Annotated in this window: 22 protein-coding genes and 1 pseudogene; 11 read left to right on the top strand and 12 right to left on the bottom strand. The window is 71.0% G+C overall.

Annotated elements, in window-relative coordinates; genetic code table 11:
• Window positions 1-8 precede the first annotated feature (8 nt).
• From LWP59_RS28990 to LWP59_RS28980, 3 genes are all read left to right on the top strand, one after another.
• The gene (locus LWP59_RS28990) at window positions 9-1,109 is read left to right on the top strand and encodes an NAD(P)H-dependent flavin oxidoreductase (RefSeq protein ID WP_144637726.1); all 1,101 of its coding nucleotides are present in this window, start codon (window positions 9-11) and stop codon (window positions 1,107-1,109) included.
• A gap of 106 nt (window positions 1,110-1,215) precedes the next feature.
• Entirely contained in the window at window positions 1,216-1,686 is a 471-nt protein-coding gene (locus LWP59_RS28985) for a hypothetical protein (protein WP_144637728.1), read from the top strand.
• Window positions 1,687-1,703: 17 nt separating this feature from the next.
• The gene (locus tag LWP59_RS28980) at window positions 1,704-2,150 is read left to right on the top strand and encodes an SRPBCC family protein (RefSeq protein WP_144637730.1); all 447 of its coding nucleotides are present in this window, start codon (window positions 1,704-1,706) and stop codon (window positions 2,148-2,150) included.
• On the opposite strand, the gene LWP59_RS28975 is transcribed toward LWP59_RS28980, so the two are convergent.
• The 4 genes from LWP59_RS28975 to LWP59_RS28960 all read right to left on the bottom strand — a co-directional run bounded on the left by LWP59_RS28975 (window position 2,134) and on the right by LWP59_RS28960 (window position 7,412).
• Window positions 2,134-3,810 carry a fumarate hydratase gene (locus LWP59_RS28975; RefSeq protein WP_144637732.1) on the bottom strand — a complete coding sequence of 559 codons (1,677 nt, stop codon included), beginning with the start codon at window positions 3,808-3,810 and terminating at the stop codon, window positions 2,134-2,136. The genes LWP59_RS28980 and LWP59_RS28975 overlap by 17 nt on opposite strands.
• Window positions 3,811-4,112: 302 nt before the next feature.
• Window positions 4,113-5,156, bottom strand: coding sequence for a sigma-70 family RNA polymerase sigma factor (locus LWP59_RS28970; protein ID WP_144637734.1), 1,044 nt, complete (start codon window positions 5,154-5,156; stop codon window positions 4,113-4,115).
• 221 nt (window positions 5,157-5,377) lie between these two features.
• The gene (dtd, locus tag LWP59_RS28965; RefSeq protein ID WP_144637736.1) at window positions 5,378-5,803 is read right to left on the bottom strand and encodes a D-aminoacyl-tRNA deacylase; all 426 of its coding nucleotides are present in this window, start codon (window positions 5,801-5,803) and stop codon (window positions 5,378-5,380) included.
• 88 nt (window positions 5,804-5,891) lie between these two features.
• On the bottom strand, window positions 5,892-7,412 hold the full coding sequence (locus LWP59_RS28960) for a DUF7782 domain-containing protein (RefSeq protein ID WP_144637738.1): 1,521 nt from the start codon (window positions 7,410-7,412) through the stop codon (window positions 5,892-5,894).
• Between the two features lie 38 nt (window positions 7,413-7,450).
• On the opposite strand from LWP59_RS28960, the gene LWP59_RS28955 reads away from it, so the two are divergent.
• The 4 genes from LWP59_RS28955 to LWP59_RS28940 are packed head-to-tail and all read left to right on the top strand — an operon-like array spanning window position 7,451 to window position 10,772.
• Window positions 7,451-8,719 (top strand): amidohydrolase, encoded by a 1,269-nt coding sequence (locus tag LWP59_RS28955; RefSeq protein WP_144637740.1) that lies wholly within the window; start codon window positions 7,451-7,453, stop codon window positions 8,717-8,719.
• A complete protein-coding gene (locus tag LWP59_RS28950; RefSeq protein WP_144637742.1) occupies window positions 8,716-9,225 on the top strand; it encodes a DinB family protein in 510 nt (169 codons plus the stop codon). Before LWP59_RS28955 ends, LWP59_RS28950 begins: the two co-directional genes overlap by 4 nt.
• Window positions 9,226-9,273: 48 nt before the next feature.
• The gene (locus tag LWP59_RS28945; protein WP_144637744.1) at window positions 9,274-10,383 is read left to right on the top strand and encodes a M20 family metallopeptidase; all 1,110 of its coding nucleotides are present in this window, start codon (window positions 9,274-9,276) and stop codon (window positions 10,381-10,383) included.
• A 41-nt stretch (window positions 10,384-10,424) separates the two neighbouring features.
• Window positions 10,425-10,772: a DUF3099 domain-containing protein gene (locus tag LWP59_RS28940; RefSeq protein ID WP_144637746.1), complete on the top strand. Its 348-nt coding sequence runs from the start codon at window positions 10,425-10,427 to the stop codon at window positions 10,770-10,772.
• On the opposite strand, the gene LWP59_RS28935 is transcribed toward LWP59_RS28940, so the two are convergent.
• The 4 genes and pseudogenes from LWP59_RS28935 to LWP59_RS28920 all read right to left on the bottom strand — a co-directional run.
• Window positions 10,769-11,650: a carbohydrate kinase family protein gene (locus LWP59_RS28935; protein WP_186383209.1), complete on the bottom strand. Its 882-nt coding sequence runs from the start codon at window positions 11,648-11,650 to the stop codon at window positions 10,769-10,771. The two genes, LWP59_RS28940 and LWP59_RS28935, sit on opposite strands and share 4 nt — an antisense overlap.
• Window positions 11,647-12,549: a pseudouridine-5'-phosphate glycosidase gene (locus LWP59_RS28930; RefSeq protein ID WP_144637747.1), complete on the bottom strand. Its 903-nt coding sequence runs from the start codon at window positions 12,547-12,549 to the stop codon at window positions 11,647-11,649. Before LWP59_RS28930 ends, LWP59_RS28935 begins: the two co-directional genes overlap by 4 nt.
• A gap of 44 nt (window positions 12,550-12,593) precedes the next feature.
• Entirely contained in the window at window positions 12,594-12,704 is a 111-nt protein-coding gene (locus LWP59_RS28925; RefSeq protein ID WP_233922005.1) for a tautomerase family protein, read from the bottom strand.
• Between the two features lie 190 nt (window positions 12,705-12,894).
• Window positions 12,895-12,978, bottom strand: a pseudogene (locus LWP59_RS28920) (tautomerase family protein); the annotation flags it as partial.
• A gap of 77 nt (window positions 12,979-13,055) precedes the next feature.
• Between LWP59_RS28920 and LWP59_RS28915 the strand changes: the two are divergent.
• A complete protein-coding gene (locus LWP59_RS28915; RefSeq protein ID WP_144637749.1) occupies window positions 13,056-13,310 on the top strand; it encodes a DUF3039 domain-containing protein in 255 nt (84 codons plus the stop codon).
• Between the two features lie 49 nt (window positions 13,311-13,359).
• Here LWP59_RS28915 and LWP59_RS28910 read toward each other — a convergent pair whose 3' ends face one another.
• Window positions 13,360-14,496, bottom strand: coding sequence for a YihY/virulence factor BrkB family protein (locus LWP59_RS28910; RefSeq protein WP_191334817.1), 1,137 nt, complete (start codon window positions 14,494-14,496; stop codon window positions 13,360-13,362).
• A gap of 206 nt (window positions 14,497-14,702) precedes the next feature.
• Here LWP59_RS28910 and LWP59_RS28905 point away from each other — a divergent pair, with 206 nt between their 5' ends.
• Complete coding sequence (locus tag LWP59_RS28905) at window positions 14,703-16,466, top strand: DEAD/DEAH box helicase (protein ID WP_144644917.1); 1,764 nt, start codon at window positions 14,703-14,705, stop codon at window positions 16,464-16,466.
• A 254-nt stretch (window positions 16,467-16,720) separates the two neighbouring features.
• Here LWP59_RS28905 and LWP59_RS28900 read toward each other — a convergent pair whose 3' ends face one another.
• Window positions 16,721-16,900: a DUF7455 domain-containing protein gene (locus LWP59_RS28900; protein WP_144644919.1), complete on the bottom strand. Its 180-nt coding sequence runs from the start codon at window positions 16,898-16,900 to the stop codon at window positions 16,721-16,723.
• A 407-nt stretch (window positions 16,901-17,307) separates the two neighbouring features.
• Here LWP59_RS28900 and LWP59_RS28895 point away from each other — a divergent pair, with 407 nt between their 5' ends.
• Window positions 17,308-18,642 (top strand): type I glutamate--ammonia ligase, encoded by a 1,335-nt coding sequence (locus LWP59_RS28895; protein ID WP_144644921.1) that lies wholly within the window; start codon window positions 17,308-17,310, stop codon window positions 18,640-18,642.
• Window positions 18,643-19,416, top strand: coding sequence for a DUF6885 family protein (locus LWP59_RS28890; protein WP_144644923.1), 774 nt, complete (start codon window positions 18,643-18,645; stop codon window positions 19,414-19,416). It abuts the gene before it with no gap.
• On the opposite strand, the gene LWP59_RS28885 is transcribed toward LWP59_RS28890, so the two are convergent.
• The gene (locus LWP59_RS28885) at window positions 19,379-20,842 is read right to left on the bottom strand and encodes an amino acid permease (RefSeq protein ID WP_144644925.1); all 1,464 of its coding nucleotides are present in this window, start codon (window positions 20,840-20,842) and stop codon (window positions 19,379-19,381) included. The two genes, LWP59_RS28890 and LWP59_RS28885, sit on opposite strands and share 38 nt — an antisense overlap.
• A gap of 106 nt (window positions 20,843-20,948) precedes the next feature.
• Complete coding sequence (locus LWP59_RS28880) at window positions 20,949-22,328, bottom strand: RNA polymerase sigma factor (RefSeq protein ID WP_144644927.1); 1,380 nt, start codon at window positions 22,326-22,328, stop codon at window positions 20,949-20,951.
• Window positions 22,329-22,399 lie beyond the last annotated feature (71 nt).

The following is a 22,399-nucleotide window of genomic DNA, read 5'->3' as shown; positions in this document are numbered from 1 at the left end:
GAGGCTTCATGCGCACCGCGCTGTGCGACACGCTCGGCATCGAGCACCCCATCGTCGGCTTCACCCCCTCGGAGCACGTGGCCGCCGCGATCAGCAGGGCAGGCGGGCTCGGGGTGCTCGGCTGCGTCCGGTTCAACGAGGCCGGCGAGCTCGACGCCGTGCTCGACTGGATGGACGCGAACACCGGCGGCAAGCCCTACGGCGTGGACATCGTGATGCCCGCGAAGATCCCCACCGAGGGCACCCAGGTCGACCTGACCAAGCTGATCCCCGACGAGCACAAGACCTTCGTCGAGCGGACGCTGCGCGAGCTGGGCGTGCCCGAGCTGCCCGAGGACACCGCCGAGCGGGCAGGCGTCCTCGGCTGGCTGCACTCGGTCGCGCGGTCACACGTCGAGGTGGCGCTCAAGCACCCGATCAAGCTGATCGCCAACGCGCTCGGCTCGCCGCCGGTCGACGTGATCGAGCAGGCGCACGCGCACGGCGTGCCTGTCGCGGCGCTCGCCGGCAAGGCCGAGCACGCCCGCCGTCACGTGCACAACGGCGTGGATTTCGTTGTTGCACAAGGGTATGAGGCCGGTGGTCACACCGGCGAGATCGGCTCCATGGTGCTGCTGCCCGAAATCGTCGACGCGGTGGACGCGCCGGTGCTCGCCGCGGGCGGGATCGGCTCGGGGCGGCAGATGGCCGCCGCGCTCGCGCTGGGCGCGTCGGGCGTGTGGATGGGGTCGGTGTGGCTCGCCACCGAGGAGTACCTGCAGACGATGCCGAGCTCGGCGGCGATGCAGACGGCACTCGTGCGGGCCACCTCCTCCGACACCGTCCGCACCCGCATCTACACGGGCAAGCCCGCGCGCCTGCTCAAGACCCGGTGGACCGATGCGTGGGCGGCCCCGGACGCGCCGGAACCGCTGCCCATGCCGTTGCAGAACCTGCTCGTCTCGCCCGCGCACAACCGGTTGCACGAGGCGAACGACCCGGGACTGGTGTCGATGCCCGCGGGGCAGATCATCGGGCGGGTGGACAAGATCCGCCCGGTCGCCGAGATCGTGGCCGAACTGGTGGCGGGTTACGAGGAAGCGCTGGCGCGTCTGGAGAAGACGAGGTAGGCGAGCGCGGACCGGCGGTGCCGGACCGCTCTGCCACATCCACATCCAACCTTCGTGCAACCCCGCGCCGGGGAAGTTCCGTCTTCCGGTCATGAGGTGGAAAGGAATGCTCGCCGGAATCGGAATCGTCCTGGTCACCGCGACGGCCTGCGGCCAGCGGCCGGACAGCGTCAGCCCTGGTGCCGCCGCGCCCGCGCCGCCGACCTCGGTGTCCCCGTCGCCCGCGCTGCCGGTACGTCCGGGCAGCTCGCAGACCCCGCCGGTGGGGAGCACCGTCGTGCCCGCCACGCAGGTGGACTCGAGCAAACTGCCGGCTGACTACCCGCGGGAGGTGTTCGTCACCGCGGACGGCAAGGCGCTCTACTTCCGCGCCGAGGAGGGCGGCTGCGGCCGCGCCACCGCCGAGGTGCAGCAGGAGACCGCGCAGCAGATCGTGATCAACCTGCGGGAGACGCAGTCCACCGTGCAGGGGCAGATGTGCACGATGGACATCCGCTACCCCCTGGTGTCGGTGCCGCTGAGCGACCCGCTCGGCCAGCGCAAGGTGCTGCTCGTCAGCCTGAAGCAGAACCGATGAGTAGCTAAGCTGCGCACATGGGAAACCGCCAGGTCTCGGGCACCCGCGTCGTCGCGGCCACCCCCGAGGAGATCTTCGCGCTGCTCACCGACCCGTCGAAGCACCCGGTGCTCGACGGGTCGGGCACCGTCCGGGCCGCTCAGCCGGGTGGGCCCGCGAAGCTCGAGCTGGGCACGAAGTTCGGCATGGACATGAAGATGGGGGCGTCCTACAAGATCCTCAACACCGTCGTGGAGTACGAGGAGAACCGGCTCATCGCGTGGCGCCACTTCAACGGCCACCGCTGGCGCTGGCAGCTGACGCCGGTCGAGGGCGGCACAGAGGTCACCGAGACCTTCGACTGGGCGAGCGCCCGGATCCCCGTCCTGATCAGCCTGAGCTTCTTTCCCAGGAAGAACAAGGAGGGGATCGAGCGGACCCTCGACCGGCTCGCCGGGATGTTCCCGGTCAGCTCCGGAAGCTGATCTGCAGCACCGGCTCCGCCGTCTCGGCGAAGAAGTCGTTGCCCTTGTCGTCGATCACGATGAAGGCCGGGAAGTCCTCCACCTCGATCTTCCACACGGCTTCCATGCCCAGCTCGGGGTACTCCAGCACGTCGACCTGCTTGATGCAGTCCTGGGCGAGACGCGCGGCGGGACCACCGATCGAGCCCAGGTAGAACCCGCCGTGCTCGCGGCACGCGGCGGTGACCTGCTTGGACCGGTTGCCCTTCGCGAGCATCACCAGCGAGCCGCCCGCCGCCTGGAACTGCGCGACGTAGGAGTCCATCCGCCCGGCGGTGGTCGGGCCGAACGAGCCCGAGGCGTAGCCCTCCGGGGTCTTCGCCGGGCCGGCGTAGTAGACGGGGTGGTCCTTCAGGTACTGCGGCATCTCCTCGCCCGCGTCGAGCCGCTCGGCGATCTTCGCGTGCGCGATGTCGCGCGCCACGACCAGCGGACCGGTCAGCGACAGCCGCGTCTTCACCGGCAGCGCGGACAGCTGCGCGCGGATCTCGCTCATCGGCCGGTTCAGGTCGACGCTGACGACCTCCTCCGACAGCTGGCCCTCGGTGACCTCCGGCAGGAACCGGGCCGGGTCGCGTTCGAGCTGCTCGATGAACACGCCGTCGGCGGTGATCTTCGCCTTGGCCTGGCGGTCCGCCGAGCAGGACACGGCGATCCCGACCGGGCAGGAGGCGCCGTGCCGGGGCAGCCGGATGACGCGCACGTCGTGGCAGAAGTACTTGCCGCCGAACTGGGCGCCGATGCCGAACTGCCGGGTCATCTCCAGCACCTGCTGTTCGAGGTCCACGTCCCGGAACCCGTGGCCCAGCTCGGAGCCCTCCTGCGGCAGGTCGTCCAGGTAGCGCGCGGAGGCGAGCTTGGCGGTCTTGAGATTGAACTCGGCCGACATGCCGCCGACGACGATCGCCAGGTGGTAGGGTGGGCAGGCGGCGGTGCCGAGGCCGCGCAGCTTCTCGTCCAGGAACCGGGCCAGCCGCTTCGGGTTCAGCACGGCCTTGGTCTCCTGGTACAGGAACGTCTTGTTCGCGCTGCCGCCGCCCTTGGCCATGAACAGGAACTCGTACGACGGCGCGGACTGGCCGGCCGTGTTGTCCTTGTGGTACAGCTCGATCTGCGCCGGCAGGTTCGTCCCGGTGTTGCGCTCCTCCCAGAAGTTCACCGGCGCCATCTGCGAGTAGCGCAGGTTCAGCTCCTGGTAGGCGTCGAAGACGCCCCTGGCGAGCGCCCGCTCGTCGTCGCCGCCGGTGAGCACGCCTTCGCTGCGCTTGCCGATGACGATCGCGGTACCGGTGTCCTGGCACATCGGCAGCACCCCGCCCGCGGAGATGGCGGCGTTGCGCAGCAGGTCCATCGCGACGAACCGGTCGTTGCCGCTGGCTTCGGGGTCGTCGACGATCGCGCGCAGCTGCGCCAGGTGCGAGGAGCGCAGCAGGTGCTGGATGTCGGTGATGGCCGTGCGCGCCAGCTGGGTCAGCGCTTCGGGCTGCACTTCGAGGAACTTGCGCCCGCCGGCTTCCACGACCCGGACGCCGTCCGGCGTGACGAGCCGGTACTCGGTGTGGTTGTCCGGGGCGAGCGGCAGCACGTCGGTGTACTGGAACGAGGTGGTGGTGGCGGTCACGCACGGCTCCCTTGCGCGGCGGTTCGGGTGGGAACCGACGTTACAACGCGAAACCTGGCGCTGACCGTGCGGTGTGGGGAAGAACTACTCCGGTGCGCGGAGGACCCGGGAAATAGTCGGAAGGCCGGGCCCACCCCGACGGACCCGACCTTCCGGGGAAAGCGAGTGGGCGCCGGAGCGCCCCTCGCGAAGCTCGCACAGGGAAGGACGTGCGTCCGCCGAGTGCGTTGCTTCGACCGTCTCGTGACCTACGTCATATGTCAACGCTGCCGTTTGGGTAAAGCGACAGTTTCACAGGGTGATCAGCTGGCGTAGGCGCGCAACCGCTCGGCACGCTCGCCCTGGCGCAGCTTCGCCATGACCTCGCGCTCGATCTGCCGGACCCGCTCCCGGGAGAGGCCGAAGTGCTTGCCGATCTGGTCCAGCGTGCGCGGCTGCCCGTCGTCGAGGCCGTAGCGCAGCCGGATCACCGACTGCTCGCGGTCGTCGAGGGTGCCCAGCACCCGGCGCAGGTCGTCCTGCAGCAGGCCGGAGATGACCGCGCTCTCGGCGTCGGTCGCCTCGGAGTCCTCGATGAAGTCGCCCAGCGGGGCGTCCTCCTCGGTGCCCACGGGCATGTCCAGGCTCACCGGGTCGCGCGCGTGGTCGAGCAGGTCGCCGATCTTTTCGGCCGGGATGCCCGACTCCGCGGCCAGCTCCTCGTGGGTGGCCTCACGGCCGAGCTGCTGGTGCAGGTCGCGCTTGATCCGGGCGAGCTTGTTCACCTGCTCGACGAGGTGCACGGGAAGGCGGATGGTGCGGCCCTGGTCGGCCATGCCGCGGGTGATCGCCTGCCGGATCCACCAGGTCGCGTAGGTGGAGAACTTGAACCCCTTGGAGTAGTCGAACTTCTCCACCGCGCGGATGAGACCCAGGTTCCCCTCCTGGATCAAGTCCAGCAGCGGCATGCCGCGGCCCGTGTAGCGCTTGGCCAGCGACACGACCAGCCGCAGGTTGGCCTCCAGCAGGTGGTTCTTGGCCCGGTGCCCGTCACGGATGAGGGCCCTGAGCTCGGCGCGCCGCTCGTCGGACAGCTTCGGCGCGGTCTCCAGCATGTGCTGGGCGAACACGCCGGCTTCGATGCGCTTGGCCAGCTCGACCTCGTCGGCGGCCGAGAGCAGCGCGGTCTTGCCGATGCCGTTGAGGTACACGCGGACGAGGTCGGCCGCGGGACCCTGTGCGTCGAGGTCCGCGTCGAGGTTCGGCGGAACGCGTACGCTGGACTCGAGAGCCGGCTCGGAGGCGGGCTCGCGGACGGCCCGCTCGCGGGGCCGCCGAGTCTTCCGCTCGAGAGTCTGTACTGACATGTTTGCCTCCCCGGTCACGGGCTGACACGTGGTGCGTCACACCGGTTGTGCGTCGTGCGCCGCGCCTGTGGAACCCGGCGCACGAACCCGGCCTCTCAGCCGTACATCTGCGTCAACGCCCTCGGTCCCCAAAACGTTCCCGGCTTCTCGAACGACGGACGGGGTTGCGCCCGGTCCGGTTGCTCGACCAAACCTGAGGTTCCCCTGAGAGAGCGACTGGTCTAGACCTCTACGAGGACCGTGAAGGGGCCGTCGTTCACGCTCGCCACCGCCATCTTCGCGCCGAATCTTCCAGTGGTGACACGGGCGCCGCGCCGGGAAAGTTCAGCCACGACCGCGTCGAAGATCGGTCGCGCCGCCTCGGGCCGCGCCGCGGCGCTCCACGATGGACGCCGTCCTTTGCGGGTGTCTCCGTAGAGGGTGAATTGGCTCACTACGAGCAGGGGTGCACCCGTCTCGGCCGCCGACTCCTCGTCGCCGAGGATGCGCAGCTCGTGCAGCTTCCGCGCCATCACGACCGCTTTGTCCGGCCTGTCGTCTTTGTGCACGCCGAGTAGCACCAGTAGCCCGGGTTCGGCGATCGCGCCCACGACCTCGTCGCCGACCGTGACGCTCGCCTCGCTGACGCGCGCGACGACAGCCCTCACGCAGCCTCCTCGTCGGACGCGGCAAGCCGCGGCAGTGTCTTCGCGTAGGCCGGCGTGGTGTCCGATGATTCGGACCTGCAAGCAGTCCTCATGCCGGCTCGACCATGCCGTGCCGCACCAGCTCGCGGATCATCGGCAACGCCGCCTCCCGCAGCTCCTCCGCGCTGCCCCCGTGTGCGAAGGACAGCAGCTCCAGCAGGTCCGACAACGGCAGCGCGCCCCGGCAACCGGCGAGCAGCGCCGCGGCCGGCTCGTCGACCTCGTGCTGCCAGCCCGGCCCGTCCGTCCGGTGCAGGCGCCGGATCGTGGTCTCCCAGCCCTCGTCGCCGGGTCCGGCGACGCTCTCCAGCAGGACCGTGGACGGCACCCGGAACCGCGTCTCGAGCAGCTCGTCACCGTGCTCTTGCAGCCACGCGACCCGATCCAGCCAGCCGGCCGCCTCCGGGCCCAGCGGATCGTCGAAGGCCTGGCGCAGGTCCTCGCACACGATCGTGGGGTGCGCGACCTCCGCGCGGCGCAGCGTCACGAAGCCGAACCCGACGCCCTGGACCTTGTTGTCGGCGAACCAGTCCAGCCAGGCCCCGGCCTTCGCGCGTCCCTCGGGAGAGCTCGGGTCGATGCCCGCGTCCCGCAGCCAGGTACCCACGTACAGCCCAGGGTCGGCCACGTCGCGTTGCACGAACCACGCGTCGGTCTCCGCGGGCAGCCAGCGCGTCACCCGGTCGGCCCAGTCCTCGCCCTCGACGTGCAGCCAGGACGCGAGCAGCTGCCCGATCCCGCCGTCGGTGAGGAACGCCGGGAGCTGCCGGACGACGAGCGCGGACGCGTCGTCCCCGGCCAGGCCGGAGTCGCGGTAGGTGTAGTCGACCCGCGGCGGGCCGACGACGAACGGCGGGTTGCACACGACCTGGTCGAACCGCCGCCGCGCGACGGGGGAGAACCACTCGCCACGCAGGAGCTCCACATCGACCTCGTTGAGCCGGAAGGTCGCGTCGGCCAGCGCCAGCGCGCGCGAGGAGACGTCGGTCGCGGTCACCCGCTGTGCGTGCCGCGCCCCGTGCAGGGCCTGCACCCCGCAGCCGGTGCCGAGGTCCAGCAGCGTGCCCACCGGGCGCCGGATCGTGGCGCGGACGAGGCTCAGCGACGCGTGCCCGACGCCGAGCACGTGCTCCGGGGGCACCTCGCCGCCCAGCAGGTCGGAGTCCAGATCCGAGATGACCCACCACTCGCCCTGCTCTCCCCGGCCGGCTACGCCCGCATTGGCGGGGGTATCCCCAGTGCCGTGCGGGCGCACGTCGAGCCCGGCTCGCAGCGACTCGCCCGCAGGCGTCAGGAGCCCGGCCGAGAGCGCGTCCGCGACCGGGACGGGCGCGAGCGCGGCCTCGACCTCGGCGGCCGGTTCGGCGCTGCCGAGTAGGAGGAGGCGGATCAGCGTGCCCAGTTCCCCGGCGTCCTGGCTCGCGCGGAACGCGAGCTCCGGCTCGCCCCGGCCCAGTGCGGCGTGCGCCGCCCCGCCGAGCGCCGCGAGCACGCCGTCGGTGTCGTAGCGGGTCCGCTGGAAGGCCTCGCGCAGCCGGGCGAGCAGATCGTCGGAGAACTCGGGATTCACGAGGACTGATCCTCGCACGCGTGTGCTGGGATGGCGGGATGACCAGTGTCCTTGCGCCGCTGGAGGGCCTGCTGCCCTCCTTGCGGGAGCTGTACGTCGACCTGCACCGCAATCCCGAGCTGTCCTTCGCGGAGTATCGGACGGCGGCAGAGCTGGCCCGGCGGCTCACCGAAGCCGGGTACGAGGTGCGCACGGGGATCGGCGGCACCGGGGTGGCCGGGGTGCTGCACAACGGGCCGGGCCCGGTGGTGATGCTGCGCGCGGACATCGACGCACTGCCGGTGGAGGAGAAGACGGGACTCGACTACGCGAGCCGGGCGCACGGGACGGACGAGGACGGCAAGGACGTACCGGTCATGCACGCGTGCGGGCACGACATGCACGCGACCTGGCTCTCCGGCGCGGCGGACGTGCTCGCGCGGGCACGCGAGTCCTGGCGGGGCACGCTGCTGGTCGTCTTCCAGCCCGGGGAGGAACGGGGTTCGGGTGCGAAGGCGATGCTGCGGGACGGGTTGTTCGACCTCGCGGGGCTGCCTTCGGTGGTGCTGGGCCAGCATGTCGTGCCGGGGCCCGCGGGCTGGGTGCTGACCCGGCCGGGCGTGATCATGGCGGCCACCGACGCGCTGCGGATCGTGCTGCACGGCAGGGGCGGGCACGGTTCCCGGCCGGAGACGACCATTGACCCGGCCGTGATGGCGGCGTCGGTGGTCATGCGGCTGCAGACCATCGTCTCCCGGGAGATCTCCGCGACCGAGTCGGCCGTGGTCACCGTCGGGCAGCTGCACGTCGGCACGGCGAACAACATCATCGCCGACGACGCGGTGCTCGAGGTCAACGTGCGCAGCTTCGACGAGCAGGTGCGCGAGAAGGTGCTGGCCGCGGTCGAGCGGATCGTGCGGGCCGAGGCCGTCGCCGCCGGCGCGCCCGAGCCGCCGGAGATCACCCCGATCGCGAGCTTCCCCGTGACCGCGAACGACGAGGGCACGAACACCAGACTGACGTCGGTGTTCCGGGAGCACTTCGGCGCCGAGCGGGTCTTGGAGGCGCCGCTCGTGACCGGCAGCGAGGACTTCAGCGAGTTCGGTCGCGCGGCCGGGGTGCCGTCGGTGTTCTGGCTGGTCGGCGGCCTGGACCCGGAGCAGGTGCTGACCGCGATCGCGGCGGGCCGGTTCGAGCGGGACGTGCCGTCGAACCACTCCTCGCTGTTCGCCCCGGTGCTCGAACCGACCGTGCGGGCCGGGGTGGAGACCCTGGTCACCGGCGCGCTCGCGTTTTTGTCGGTGCCTTCTGACATGGTCGTCGCGTGACTGAGCCACTCGCGCGGCCGAAGCTGCCGCGCAACGGCACCGAACGCGAGATCCTGTGCTCGACGCTGGACTGGCACCGCCAGACCTTCGAGCTGAAATGCACCGGCGTGCCATCGGAACGGTTGTCGGAGAAGACAGTTCCGCCGTCCGCGCTCAGTCTGCACGGGCTCGTGCGGCATCTGGCGGGCACCGAGCGGTGGTGGTTCCGGACGCGGTTCGCCGGGGAGGACGTGGCGCACCTGTACTCCTCCGAGGACGAGCCGGACCAGGACTTCGTCCGCCTCGACGGGGATGTCGAGGACGCGTTCGCGGTGTGGCGCGCGGAATGCGAGAGGGCGCGCGAAATCGTGGCGCGCTCGTCCCTCGACGACACGGGCAGGGTGTTCGGCACGGGGGAGCCGGTGTCACTGCGCTACATCCTGGTGCACATGATCGCGGAGTACGCCCGGCACGACGGCCATGCGGACCTGCTGCGCGAACGGATCGACGGCGCCACCGGGCTGTGAGTGGGGGATGATCGGGAGGCACGCCCGCGATCCCACGACGGAGGCACGATGACCGACGTAGTCGCCCTCACCCGTTCCCTGGTCGGACTGGACACGATCGGCCATGACGAGACGGCGGCGCTCAAGGTGCTCGCGCCACTGCTGGAGGGAGTCGGTTTCGTCGTCGCGGTCGCGGAGCACGAGCCGGGGCGCGGCACGCTCGTGGCGGAGTGGCACACCGACCTCGCCACGCCGCCGCTGTGCCTGTCCGGTCACGTCGACACCGTCCCACTGGGCGCGGTCACCTGGCAGCACGAGCCGTTCGGCGAGCTCGACGGCGACCGGCTGTACGGCCGTGGCTCCAGCGACATGAAGGGCGGTGTCGCGGCGATCGTGCTCGCTGCGGTCGAGATCGCCGCGCACGCGCCGAAGCGCGCCGGGCTGCGGCTGGTGCTGACCTCGGCGGAGGAGACCGGCTCGCTCGGCGCTCGGCACGCCGCCGAAACCGTCCTCGACGAGCCGAGCGGGCCGCTGGTCATCGCGGAGCCCACGTCGAACGCCGTGGTGCACGGCCACAAAGGGGCGTTCTGGCTGGAGGCGGTGGCCACCGGGGTCACCGCGCACGGCTCCATGCCGCAGCTGGGCGACAATGCGGTCTACAAGCTGGCCAGGGCGGTGTCGCGGCTCGCGGACCACGGCTTCGACGCCCGGCCGCATCCGATCATGGGGCCGCCGACCTTCAACGTGGGCACGATCGAGGGCGGGCTCAACACCAACTCGGTCCCCGACCGGGCCGTCGCGACCGTCGACGTCCGCACGGTCGCGGGCCAGGACCACGCCGCCGTGCTCGCGGAGCTCGCGCACGTCGCCGGCCAGGAGGTCGAGCTGCGCCCGCTGGTCGACCTGCCGCCCGTCTGGACCGACCCGGACGACGAATGGGCCCGCGCGGCCGAGGAAATCGTCCTTGCCGTGACGGGTGAGCGGAACGAGCCGCGCGCGGCGACGTACTTCACCGACGCATCGGTGCTCACCCCGGCGTTCGGCGGGGTCCCGACGATCATCTGCGGGCCCGGCGAAGCGGAGCAGGCCCACGTGACCGACGAATGGTGTTCGGTGACGCGGCTCGCGCAGTCGGTGGAGATCTTCGAGCGGCTCTGCGTTCGGTGGTGCGGCATCTGAACCGTCGCCCGAGGTATCGCCCCGGCCCTTCGAGTGGGACGATGGTGCAGGAGGTGCTCACCGTGAACAATTCGTCCCGGGACTCGCACGACGGCGCCGACCCGGTTCTCATCACCGAGGCCGCACCCTCCTACGAAGAAGAACACGCCGCCCGCAAGCGTAAGTACATGGTGATGATGGGCATGCGGTTTCCGTGCCTGATCCTGGCCGGGGTGTTCTACCACACCTGGTGGCTCGCGCTGCTGTTCGTCGTGATCTCGATCCCGCTGCCGTGGATCGCGGTGCTGATCGCCAACGACCGGCCGCCTCGCAAGGCGGAGGAGGTCAGCCGCTACCAGCGGGAGGCAACGCAGATCGAGCACCGCGAGCACCGCGTCATCGACGGCTAGCAGGACGCTCCCCGGGGCTGCGCGCCGACCCTGGAGACGGCGCGGGCGCCGAGGTGGACGCCCGCGCGTAGAGCGTCCATTGTGGACTTTCCGGCCAGCCACGCGGACAGGACGCCGGCGTCGAAAGCGTCGCCTGCGCCGGTCGAGTCCATGCATTCGGCGTCCTCCGCGGGCACGCTCACCACGCCGTCCGCGTCCACCCAGCTCGCGCCCGCCAGTCCCGTCGTGACAGCCACGGCGCCGACGATCTCCAGCAGTGCGCCGGCCGCGGCCGGATCCGCGGACCCGGTGAGCGCGACCAGCTCGTCGGTGTTCGGCAACAGCAGATCGACCCCGCGCACGTCGTCGAGGAACGCCGCGGGATCGGTCAGCAACGCTGCCGCCTGCGGATCCACCGACGTGGTCAGCCCCGCCTCCCGCGCCGCCGCCAGTGCCGCGAGCCCGCCCGGCCGTGACGAGGGGTCGAGGAGCACGTACCCGGACAGGTGCAGGTGCGCCGCACCCGCGAGCACCGCGCTGTCGACATCCTCGGCGCGGAACCGCGCGTTCGCTCCGCGGTCGGGCAGCATGCTGCGCTGGCCGTCGCCGTCGACGAGCACCACGACACAGCAGGTCGGGGCCTCGGCGTCGACGGCGAACGCGCACTCCACGCCGCCGGCCGCCAGCTCCGAGCGGATGAGCCTGCCGCCCGCGTCGTCCCCGATTCTGGCGAGCAACGTGGTTTCGGTGCCGGTCGAGGCGAGCCACAACGCGGTGTTCGCGCCCGCCCCGCCGCCCTCGAGCCGGATCGTGGCGCGGGAGTCCCCGCCGTGCACGACCGCCTGGTCGTGCCGCGCCACGACGTCCAGGCCGGCGTCGCCGACCACGATCACCTTCACGCCAGCTCCACGGCGATCTCGGCGGCGAGCTTCGCGTTGGACAGCACTAGCGCCTCGTTCGCGTCCAGGCTCACCCCACCGCTCGCGGTGTGGAAGTGCTCCAGCAGCACCGGGGTGACGTCCTTGCCGCGTACGTCCTTGCTGCGCAACAGGTCCAGTCCCTCGGCGAGCAACCTGTCGTGCAGCGCTCCGTCCATTTCGGACTCGACCGGGATCGGGTTCGCCAGCAGGGCACCGGATCCCGAGTACCGGCGGTGGGCCGCGACCACGGCGGCCGCCTGCGCCGGGTCTTCGACCCGCCACGGCACTGCGAACCGTGACGAGCGCAGGTAGAACGCCGGGAAGTCGTCGGTGCGGTACCCGAGCACCGGCACCGAGTTGGTCTCCAGGACCTCCAGCGTCGCGGCGATGTCGAGCACCGACTTGACCCCGGAGCAGACCACCAGCGTGCGCACCCGCGCCAGCACGCCCAGGTCGGCGGAGATGTCCCAGGACTCGTTCGCGCCGACGTGCACCCCGCCGAGGCCGCCGGTCGCGAACACGCCGATCCCGGCCTCGTGGGCCAGTGCCGAGGTGCTCGCGACCGTGGTCGCGCCCGAGCGGCCCAGCCCGATCGCCGGGCCCAGGTCGCGCAGCGAAAGCTTGTCCAGGTCGGCGTCGGGGGCGCACACCCGGTCGAGCTGTGCCGCGGACAGCCCCACCACCGGTGTCCCGTCGAGGACGGCGATGGTCGCGGGGACCGCGCCCGCCGCCCGGACGGTCTCCTCCAGCCGCCGGGCCACGTCGAGGTTCCGGCCGGGCGGCAGGCCATGGGACAGGATGGTGCTTTCGAGCGCGACGATGGCCCTGCCGCTGTTGACGGCGTCGGCGACCTCGCCGGAAAGGGAAATCTGGGTCACGACGGACCATCTTCAGACACGTGGTCCGCGCGGCTCGCGGCGGGTCAGCCCAGGTACTGCGCCACGCCCTCGCCGAAGGACCAGTCGACCTGCTGGTTCTCGGTGAGGGCGATCAGGATGTTGCGCGGCTCGATGCTCGTGCGCTCCTTCGCCAGCTCCGCGATCCTGGCGTAGAGCGCCTTCTTCTGCTCGTACAGGCGCCCCGCCGCGCAGCGTGATGCCGACGAACACGACCCCGTCGTCGCGCGAGACGCCGAGGTAGCCGGGGTCGTATCGCAGCTGTCCGGCTTCGTGGCGGGTGATGACCTGGAAGAAGTCGTCCTCCGGAACGCCGATCGTGTCGACGAGGGCCTGGTGCACGACGTCGCCGAAGGCGGCCAGGGTCTCGTCCTCGTGGGCGGGGGAGGAGTCGATCCGTACGAGAGGCATGACGCGAGTGTACCTACTAGTAGGTACAGGGCAAAGGCAGTCTTCGCGTCCGGCCGTCGCTGCGGCATCATGGAGACATGAGCACCACGACTTTGCCCGAGGTCGACACCCGGCCCGAGAGCACCGAAGACGAAGACACCGATTCCGACCGGCCGAAGATGTTCCACTACGTGCGGAAGAACAAGATCGCCGAGAGCGCGGTCATGGGCACGCACGTGGTGGCGTTGTGCGGCGAGGTCTTTCCCGTGACGCGGTCGCCCAAGCCCGGCTCGCCGGTCTGCCCGGCGTGCAAGGAGATCTTCGAAGGCCTCCGCCCCGGCCCGAAGGACTGACCGCCCGCGAAGTCGGGTTGTTCTACGGGGGCAGCCGCCCGCCGGAGCCTCAGGCGGGCGGCTGCCCCGCGCGGGTGTCCTGGGGCGTGTGCTCCTCCAGGGAGCCGGCCTCCTGTCGCGGATGCGGGTGCTCCTCTGACGGCGCGGTCTCCTGCTTCTCCGGCGGCCCGGCCTCCTGCCGCGGGTGCTTCTCCGGCGGCCCGGCCTCCTGCTCGCCGGGAGGCGTGGCCGCGGTGGCGCCCTGCTCGTTCCCGTGCTCCAGCCGCTCCAGCTCCAGCCGCCGCCACTTGCGCCGCCGGCGGCGGGTCATCTTGGCCGGCCACAGTTCCTGGATGGCGCTGTTGAAGTACGCGCCGCCGACCACGGCCATCCCGATGAAGTACGTGAACAGCAGCCATGCGATCGGCGTCGCGAGCGCGCCGTAGGTGTAGCCGGTGCGGGTGATCCAGGCCAGGTAGAGCCGCAGCCCGACACTGGCCAGCAGGAAGATCACCATCGCCAGCGCCGCGCCCGGCAGCCCCCGGTGCCATGGCAGCCGGCGCGGCAGGGCCAGCTTGTACAACGTCGCGAGCGCGAGGATCAGGCCCACCGCCAGCACCGGGTAGTACCCGATGCCGATCCAGGTCGACAGCGTCGGGCGCCACGAGTCGGGGAAGAGGTCGGTCAGGACGTCCGGCCCGATCGCGATCACCGGCAGCCCGATCACCAGCAGGACGAGCCCGCACAGGTACAGCAGCAGCGCGAAGATCCGCTGCCACACCTCGTTCCGCACGCCGTACTGGTCGTGCGCGACCGTGATCGCGTCGACGAACGAGGACATCGCGGACGAGCCTGCCCAGAGCGAGATCACGAAGCCGACCGAGACGATCTCGCCCTTGCCGATGGTCAGGATGTCGTCGACCGTGGGCTCGATGATCTGGTTGACCACGTTCCCGGTGAACACCCGGTCGCAGAACTTGATGATCTTGTCGTGCACCGTGGTCACGAAGCCCTGGCCGAACCAGTCGCCCATGAAACCCAGGCTGCCGAGCAGGCCGAGCAGCAGCGGCGGCAGCGAGAGGGTCTGCCAGAACGCGGCCTCGGCCGACTCGGAGAAGATGTTGCCGCCCCACGCCTTGCTGAACGTGCGCGAGATCAGCCGCCGGGCGCCCTTCTTCGGGGGCGGGGGCGTGGTCGTGTCACTCATCTCGTGTCCAGCATGGTCCATCCGGGCGCATTTGGCGCGTCGGCGGTGTGGCGTGTTCCACTCGGCCGTGCCGATGACGGCCCGCGGCGGCCGCGACGGGTAGTCTCTTCCGGGCGCCCTCACTCCCGCCCGGCATCGCGGCCGGCCCATTTCGTGAGGGTTTTCGCATGTGGCATCCGGGATCGGCGAGAGGAGGGGGACCATCCTTGTCGGACACGGCCCAGCGTAACGGGACAACAGGAGGCTTCGTCGCGCCCGAGCCCGAACAGGACGTGACACCCCGCCCGCTGCGCGCGTGGCAGCGGCGCGCCCTGACCAAGTACCTCACCACGAAGCCGCAGGACTTCCTCGCGGTCGCGACCCCCGGCGCCGGGAAGACCGTGTTCGGCCTGCGGATCGCGGCCGAGCTGCTGTCCGACCGGACGGTCGAGCGGGTCACGATCGTCACCCCCACCGAGCACCTGAAGCACCAGTGGGCGATCGCCGCGGCCGCGGCGGGCATCGCGATCGACTCCAACTACCGCAACGGCCAGGGCGCCACCTCCCGCGACTACCACGGCGTGGCGCTGACCTACGCGCAGGTCGCGGCCCATCCGACGCTGCACAGGGTGCGCACGGAGAACTACAAGACGCTGGTCATCCTCGACGAGATCCACCACGGCGGCGACGCGAAGTCCTGGGGCGACGCGGTGCGCGAGGCGTTCACGCCCGCCGTACGCCGCCTGTCGCTGACCGGGACGCCGTTCCGCAGCGACGACTCGCCGATCCCGTTCATCAGCTACGAGCCCGACGCTGACGGCTCGCTGCGCAGCAAGGCCGACCACTCCTACGGCTACGCCGACGCGCTCGCGGACGGCGTCGTGCGGCCGGTCGTGTTCCTCGCCTACTCGGGCGAGGCGTCCTGGCGTACCAGCGCGGGTGAGGAGTTCACGGCGCGTCTGGGCGAGCCCCTGACGGCCGAGCAGACGGCCCGTGCGTGGCGCACGGCGCTCGACCCGGGCGGGGAGTGGGTGCCCTCGGTCCTGCAGGCCGCGGACACGCGCCTGCAGCAGTTGCGCAGCGGCGGCATCCCGGACGCCGGCGGGCTGGTCATCGCGACCGACCAGGAGTCGGCGCGGGCGTACGCGACGATTCTGGCGCGGCTCACCGGGGCGAACCCGGTGGTGGTGCTGTCGGACGACCCGAAGGCGACCAAGCGGATCGGCGAGTTCTCCGACTCCGACGACCGGTGGCTGGTCGCGGTGCGGATGGTGTCCGAGGGCGTCGACGTGCCGCGGCTGGCCGTCGGGGTCTACGCGACGAGCGCGTCGACGCCGCTGTTTTTCGCGCAGGCCATCGGCCGGTTCGTGCGGGCGCGGCGCAAGGGCGAGACGGCGAGCGTGTTCCTGCCGAGCGTGCCGGTGCTGCTGGAGCTGGCGAGCGAGCTGGAGGCGGAGCGGGACCACGTGCTCGGCAAGCCGCACCGGGAGAAGGACGGCTGGGACGACGAGCTGCTCGCGCAGGCGAACCGCACCGAGGACGAGCCCGGCGAGGAGGAGAAGGCGTTCACGTCGCTGGGCGCCTCGGCCGAGCTGGACCAGGTCATCTACGACGGCAACTCGTTCGGCACCGCGGTGTTCGCCGGCAGCGAGGAGGAGCAGGAGTACCTCGGGCTGCCCGGGTTGCTGGAGCCGGACCAGGTGCGTGCGCTGCTGCGGAAGCGGCAGGAGGAGCAGCTGGCCGATGGGAAGCGGCGGAAGCCGCCGGCGGAGACGCCGGCGGCGGCGCCCGCGCGGTCGCAGTCGGTGTCCGAGCGGATCGCCGCCTTGCGCAAGGAGCTGAACACCCTGGTGGGGATGTACCACCACCGCACGAACAAGCCGCACGGCGCGATCCACAGCGAGCTGCGCCGTGCCTGTGGCGGGCCGCCCACCGCGATGGCGTCGGTGGAGCAGCTGGAGGAGCGGATCGTCACCCTCCGCTCCTGGTGACCCACTCCCGCGGAACCCGCACCTGACCACCCGACGGCACCACCGCCGGGGGTCCGTGGGCTCGCACCCGGGGTGGGGTCTGGGGGCTCCGTCCCCAGGAGCGATGACGAAACAAGAAGAGGCGAGCGCTCTGCGCGAGCGCTCGCCTCCCAGCTTGTGCGGTGGGGTTGGGGGCTCTGCCCCCAGGAGCGATGACGAAACAAGAAGAGGCGAGCGCTCTGCGCGAGCGCTCGCCTCCCAGCTTGTGGAGTCCGTTACCGCTGGATCTCCGCCGCGATCTCCTTGAGCTTGCCCTCGTACTCCCGGGCGTGGTGACCGCAGAAGAGCAGTTCACCCCCGGAGGCGAGGATCGCTCGTACCTGTGCTGCGGCGCCGCACCGGTCGCAACGGTCGGCAGCGGTCAATTCGGGGCGGGCGAGCGTGGGTGATGTCATGGGAGTCTCCCTCCGTCCCGGCACCGGTTGCCCGATGCCATCGATCCAGCACGATCACTTCGGCACTGCTGCCGATGCGGGGTCGCCCCGGCTCCTGAAGTGTTCGTAGCTTCCACTCTTGCAGACGCTGAGCATGTCGCAAGTGTTCCCGGCTGTGTGGGACTTGCGTCACGCCGAATTACCCCGGATGCCGTAGAAGTAGTCCCGCCATTCAGGACGGCGAAACGTCCAGACCACGGGATTCATCCAGGTCAAACGATTGCAGACGGATCACGGCCAGGTTTGGCAATCCCCGCTGAGGGTGTCTTTTTCCCGCCGCGTGTTCGTTCTCGGCGAAACTCCAGCTGCCCCGCGAGGGTGGGGCGAACACCCGTTCGGCCCCTTGCGGGCGTGAGACACTTCACTCCATGACGAAGGCAGCATCGGCTGCGGCGAAGGACCTGGCGGTGGCCGGGGTCACCGGGGCACAGCTCGCCTGGGCCGACAACAACGGCATCCCGCGGTCCCGTGTCGTGCCGATCAAGGGTCTCGGCGACGCGGCCGTGCGCGGCGTCGGCGCCACCGCCCTGTTCGCCGTCTTCGATTCCCACGACGGGATCACCTTCGCCCACTCCGGGCTCGCGACCCCCTCGGGAGACATCCGGCTGGTGCCGGTCATCGAGCGTCTGCGCCGCCTCGCGGGCCAGCCCGCGCTCGCCTGGGCGCCGATCCGCCAGGTCGCCGCGGACGGCTCGCCGTGGCCGTACTGCCAGCGCAGCGTGCTGGAACGCCAGGTCGCCGCCGCGGCCAAGCAGGGCTACGAGCTGCGCGCCGGGTACGAGCTGGAGTTCGCCGTCGCCCCGGCAGGCAGCCCGGACATCGCTTCGGTGCCCGGACACCACGGGCCCGCGTACAGCCCGCACGCCCTGCTCGAGCTGGACGCGTTCGTCGCGGCCCTGCTGCACGACTTCGACGCGAACGGCCTGCTGCTCAACCAGCTGCACGCCGAGTACGGCCTCGCCCAGCTCGAACTGTCCCTGCAGGCCACCGACCCGGTCTCGGCCGCCGACGACCAGCTGCTGGCCCGTCAGACCATCCACGCCGCCGCGTACGCGCACGGCCTGCGGGCCAGCTTCGCGCCGATCGTCAGCCCCGACGCCGTGGGCAACGGCTGGCACCTGCACACGTCGTTGTGGCGCAAGGGGCGCAACCTGCTCGCCAACGGGGGCGGCGGCTACCTCGCGGGCCTGCTGCGGGACCTGCCCGCGCTGACCGCCGTCACCGCGCCGAGCGTGCCCTCGACCCTGCGCCTGAGGCCGGGCTACTTCGCCAGTGCGTACGCCTTCTGGGGCGTCGAGAACCGGGAGGCGCCGCTGCGGTTCGTGCCCGGCACCGAGTTGCTCGGCGCCGACCACGCGAACGTCGAGCTCAAGCCGTCCGACGCTTCGGCGAACCCGTATCTCGCGCTCGCCGCGGTGCTCGCGGCCGGGGTGGCCGGGGCGGAGGAAGGCCTCACCCCGCCGGATCCGGTGGCGGAGGACCCGGGCACCTGGACCGAGGAACGCCGGGCCGCGGCCGGGGTGGTCCGGCTGCCGAGCACGCCCGCGGAGCAGGACGCCGCGCTGATGTCCTCGCCGCGGGTGTGCGGCGCGCTCGGGGAGGAGTTGCTCGGCGCGTTCCGTGCGGTCCGCGAGTCGGACCTGAAGTGGGCGGCCGAGCGCAGCACCGAGGAGATCGTCGCCGGCCACCTGTGGCGGTACTGAGTGCTGGACGGGGTGCGGTGGTTTCCCGGCGCGCGGGAGCTGGTCACGCAGGCGCGCGCGGAGATGCCGCAGAAGAACGAGCTGTGCGGCGCGTTCGTGACGCTGGTTTCCTTGCGAGCCAACGGAATTTCTGTTCGCGACCAGGACGAGGCGGCGCTCGCGGCCGGGGTCCGGCTCGGCCCGGACGCGACCCCGACGTGGCCCCCGGGGGAGAAGAGCCGCGACGACTACCGGCTCGCGTTGCCGCGGGCGTCCGATCCCGCGGAGACCGGGGCGTCCGCGCGCGGGGTCGCGCACGCCGTCGAAACCCTTTCGGCCGGCCGAATGCGCGCAGTTCCGGCCAGTGGGGACTGGACTTCCGCGGCACTCGGCACGCTACTGGCGGGGCTGCACGGGTTGGGCTGGGTCGCGCCGGTGGCCAATGTGGACACCGGCGAGTTCGGCGCCCACGACACGCCGGACCGCGCGTTGCTGGACTACCTCGAGGGCGGGCTGCCGCCGTTCTGGTCTTCCCGTTGGCGGGTAGGGCATTTCGCCCTGCTGGGCGGTACTCTTTCGGGCCCCGGTGGTACCGTGGTGTCCATAGTGGATAGTTATCCGTCACTCGGCGACCGCGGCGTACACCTGCAGCTGCTCGACCGGCTGGTGGCGGCGCTGCGCCGCGATGGCATGGCCGGCCCCGGCGGCCTGCTGCTCGTCGTCGACGCGGCCGAGCAGCAGGCCGCCGAGGAGCTCGTCAGGAGCTCGGGGCTGGATCCGTGTCTTTGGCCGTAGCGAGCCGGGAGTGCTTGCGTCCGTAGCCGAAGTAGATCAGCAGGCCGAGCGCGAGCCAGACGGCGAACCGGATCCAGGTGAGCACGTCCAGGTTCAGCATCAGGTAGAAGCAGGCCACCGCGGCGATGATCGGGACCACCGGCGAGAACGGCACCGTGAACGGCCGGTCGAGGTCCGGGCGGCGCTTGCGCAGCACCGGCACCGCGACCGCCACGATGATCATCGCCGACAGCGCGCCGATGCTGACCATGTCGGACAGTTCGGTGATCGGCACGAACGCGGCGAGCGCGGCGATCAGGACGGCGCCACCGATCGTCATGCGGTGCGGCGTGCCCCACTTCGGGTGGGCGCGGCCCAGCGCCTTCGGCAGTAGCCCGTCGCGGCCCATCGCGAAGCCGATGCGGCCGATCGTGACCAGCTCGACCATCATCACCGAGGTCAGCCCGGTGACCGCGCCGAGGGAGATCAGCGCGCTGACCCAGTGCTGGCCCACCGTGTCGAAGGCCGCGGCCAGCGGGGCGCCGGTGTCGATGTCGGTGAACGGCACCATGCCCGTCAGCACGATGGACACGCCGATGTAGAGCAGCGCGCAGATGCCCAGGGCGCCGAGAATGCCCACCCGCAAATCCTTGCGCGGGTTACGGGTCTCCTCGCCGAGGTTGGCCAGCGCCTCGAACCCGGTGTAGGCGAAGAACACGATGGCCGCCGCGCTCACGACGCCGGCGAGCCCGTAGACCGACTGGGACAGTCCGAGCCCGGCCTGCACGACCGGCTGGTGCAGTACGCCGGAGTCGCCCGACGAGGGCTGCGCGGGCGGGACGAACGGGGTCAGGTTCGCGCTCTTGACGTAGAACACGCCCACCACCAGGATCAGCACGCACACCGCGACCTTCACGAGCACCAGCACGTTCGTCGCCCACGCGGACTCGCGGATGCCCAGCACCGCGACCACGGTGAGGATCGCGATGATCAGCACGGCGCCGACGTTGACCGTCGCCTCCTCGCCGAACCACTGCGCGGGCAGGCCGAGCAGGTTGGCCAGGTAGCCCGACCAGCCACGGGAGACCACGGCGGCGCCGAGGGCGAACTCCAGCAGCAGATCCCAGCCGATGATCCAGGCGAACACCTCGCCGAGCGTCGCGAACGCGTAGGTGTAAGCGCTTCCCGCGGTCGGCACGCTCGAGGCGAGCTCGGCGTAGCACAGCGCCGCGAGCCCGGCGACGACCGCGCCGATCACGAACGACAGCGTGACCGCGGGGCCGGCGTGCGTCTTCGCCTCGACCCCGGCGAGCGTGAAGATGCCGGTCCCGATGATGATCCCGACCCCGAACCCGACGAGGTCGCGGCCGCGAAGATGCCGCTTGAGCTCACCGGAGTCCTGCCGGGCAAGGATTTCGTCGACGTCGAGCGTGCGCGTGATGCCCATTCCGATGAGGTTAGGAGATCACGGCACAGGTCGCACGACGGAGTGAACCGAAACGAGAGGGCCGCCACGAACCCGTGGCGGCCCTCTCGTCTGGTCGGGAAAGAACTCAGTCCAGGTAGTCGCGCAGGACCTGCGACCGCGACGGGTGCCGCAGCTTGGACATCGTCTTCGACTCGATCTGGCGGATCCGCTCGCGGGTCACACCGTAGACCTGGCCGATCTCGTCGAGCGTGCGCGGCTGGCCGTCGGTGAGGCCGAACCGCAGCCGCACCACACCCGCCTCGCGCTCGGACAGCGTCTGCAGCACCGACTGCAGCTGGTCCTGCAGCAGCGTGAACGACACCGCGTCGACCGCGACGACCGCCTCGGAGTCCTCGATGAAGTCACCGAGCTGCGAGTCGCCCTCGTCGCCGATGGTCTGGTCCAGCGAGATGGGCTCCCGGGCGTACTGCTGGATCTCCAGCACCTTCTCCGGCGAGATGTCCATCTCCTTGGCCAGCTCCTCCGGGGTGGGCTCGCGGCCCAGGTCCTGGAGCAGCTCGCGCTGGATCCGGCCGAGCTTGTTGATCACCTCGACCATGTGCACCGGGATCCGGATGGTGCGGGCCTGGTCGGCCATGGCGCGGGTGATCGCCTGGCGGATCCACCACGTGGCATAGGTGGAGAACTTGTAGCCCTTGGTGTAGTCGAACTTCTCGACCGCGCGGATCAGGCCCAGGTTGCCCTCCTGGATGAGGTCCAGGAACGCCATGCCACGGCCGGTGTAGCGCTTGGCCAGCGAGACGACCAGCCGGAGGTTGGCCTCCAGCAGGTGGTTCTTGGCCCGCTCGCCGTCGCGGACGATCCACTTGAGATCGCGGCGCATCTGGGTGGCGAGCTTCTCGCCCTCCTCCTCGGCCACGCGGACGCGCTCGGCGGCGTAGAGCCCGGCCTCGATCCGCTTGGCCAGCTCCACCTCCTCCTCGGCGTTGAGCAGCGCGACCTTGCCGATCTGCTTGAGGTAGGCACGCACCGAGTCGGCCGAGGCGGTGAGCTCGGCGTCCTTGCGGGCCTGCCGCAGCGCCTCGGACTCCTCCTCGTCCCAGACGAAGTCCGGGTCGTTCGAGGACTTGGGACCGGCGTGCTTCGTACGCTCCGCGCGCGGGACGGCGGCCTCGTCGTCGTCGGACTCGCTGTCCTCCTCGGTGACGGTCGCGTCCACGACGTCCACCTCGACCTCTTCGAGATCGGCGAGGTCGGCCTCGAGGTCGACGTCCTCCAGCTCCTCGTCACCCCCGGGGCCGTCGGGCTCGCCAGCGTCCTCGCCCTTGGTGCCGGGCTTGCGCGTGCGGGTCTTGGCCGGGCCCTTCTTCGCCCCGGTCTTGCGTGCGGCCGGCTTCTTGGCGGCGGTGCCGTTCTGCTCGGTGGCGGCGGCCTCGTCGCCTGCGTCGGGTTCCGCGCTGGTTGTCTTCGTGCCGCTTCGAGTAGCGGTTTTTGCGGCTGCCACGTACGCCCTTTCGCAGCGGTCGATCACGGCGAGCCGAAACGGGGAGTCCCGGCTGCCTCAGATTCGGGGAA

It is taken from the genome of Amycolatopsis acidiphila (assembly GCF_021391495.1).
GTDB classification, from domain to species: domain Bacteria; phylum Actinomycetota; class Actinomycetes; order Mycobacteriales; family Pseudonocardiaceae; genus Amycolatopsis_E; species Amycolatopsis_E acidiphila.
The sequence above is the reverse complement of the archived record's forward strand: the minus strand, read 5'-3'. Positions and strand labels throughout refer to the sequence as shown.

Coding starts and splice junctions, on each gene's coding strand:
- LWP59_RS28900 (WP_144644919.1), bottom strand. CDS start 16,900: ATGACATCACCCACGCTCGCCCGCCCCGAATTGACCGCTGCCGACCGT.
- LWP59_RS28895 (WP_144644921.1), top strand. CDS start 17,308: ATGACGAAGGCAGCATCGGCTGCGGCGAAGGACCTGGCGGTGGCCGGG.
- LWP59_RS28940 (WP_144637746.1), top strand. CDS start 10,425: ATGGTGCAGGAGGTGCTCACCGTGAACAATTCGTCCCGGGACTCGCAC.
- LWP59_RS28990 (WP_144637726.1), top strand. CDS start 9: ATGCGCACCGCGCTGTGCGACACGCTCGGCATCGAGCACCCCATCGTC.
- LWP59_RS28945 (WP_144637744.1), top strand. CDS start 9,274: ATGACCGACGTAGTCGCCCTCACCCGTTCCCTGGTCGGACTGGACACG.
- LWP59_RS28910 (WP_191334817.1), bottom strand. CDS start 14,496: ATGAGTGACACGACCACGCCCCCGCCCCCGAAGAAGGGCGCCCGGCGG.
- LWP59_RS28970 (WP_144637734.1), bottom strand. CDS start 5,156: ATGTCAGTACAGACTCTCGAGCGGAAGACTCGGCGGCCCCGCGAGCGG.
- LWP59_RS28980 (WP_144637730.1), top strand. CDS start 1,704: ATGGGAAACCGCCAGGTCTCGGGCACCCGCGTCGTCGCGGCCACCCCC.
- LWP59_RS28985 (WP_144637728.1), top strand. CDS start 1,216: ATGCTCGCCGGAATCGGAATCGTCCTGGTCACCGCGACGGCCTGCGGC.
- LWP59_RS28955 (WP_144637740.1), top strand. CDS start 7,451: ATGACCAGTGTCCTTGCGCCGCTGGAGGGCCTGCTGCCCTCCTTGCGG.
- LWP59_RS28915 (WP_144637749.1), top strand. CDS start 13,056: ATGAGCACCACGACTTTGCCCGAGGTCGACACCCGGCCCGAGAGCACC.
- LWP59_RS28885 (WP_144644925.1), bottom strand. CDS start 20,842: ATGGGCATCACGCGCACGCTCGACGTCGACGAAATCCTTGCCCGGCAG.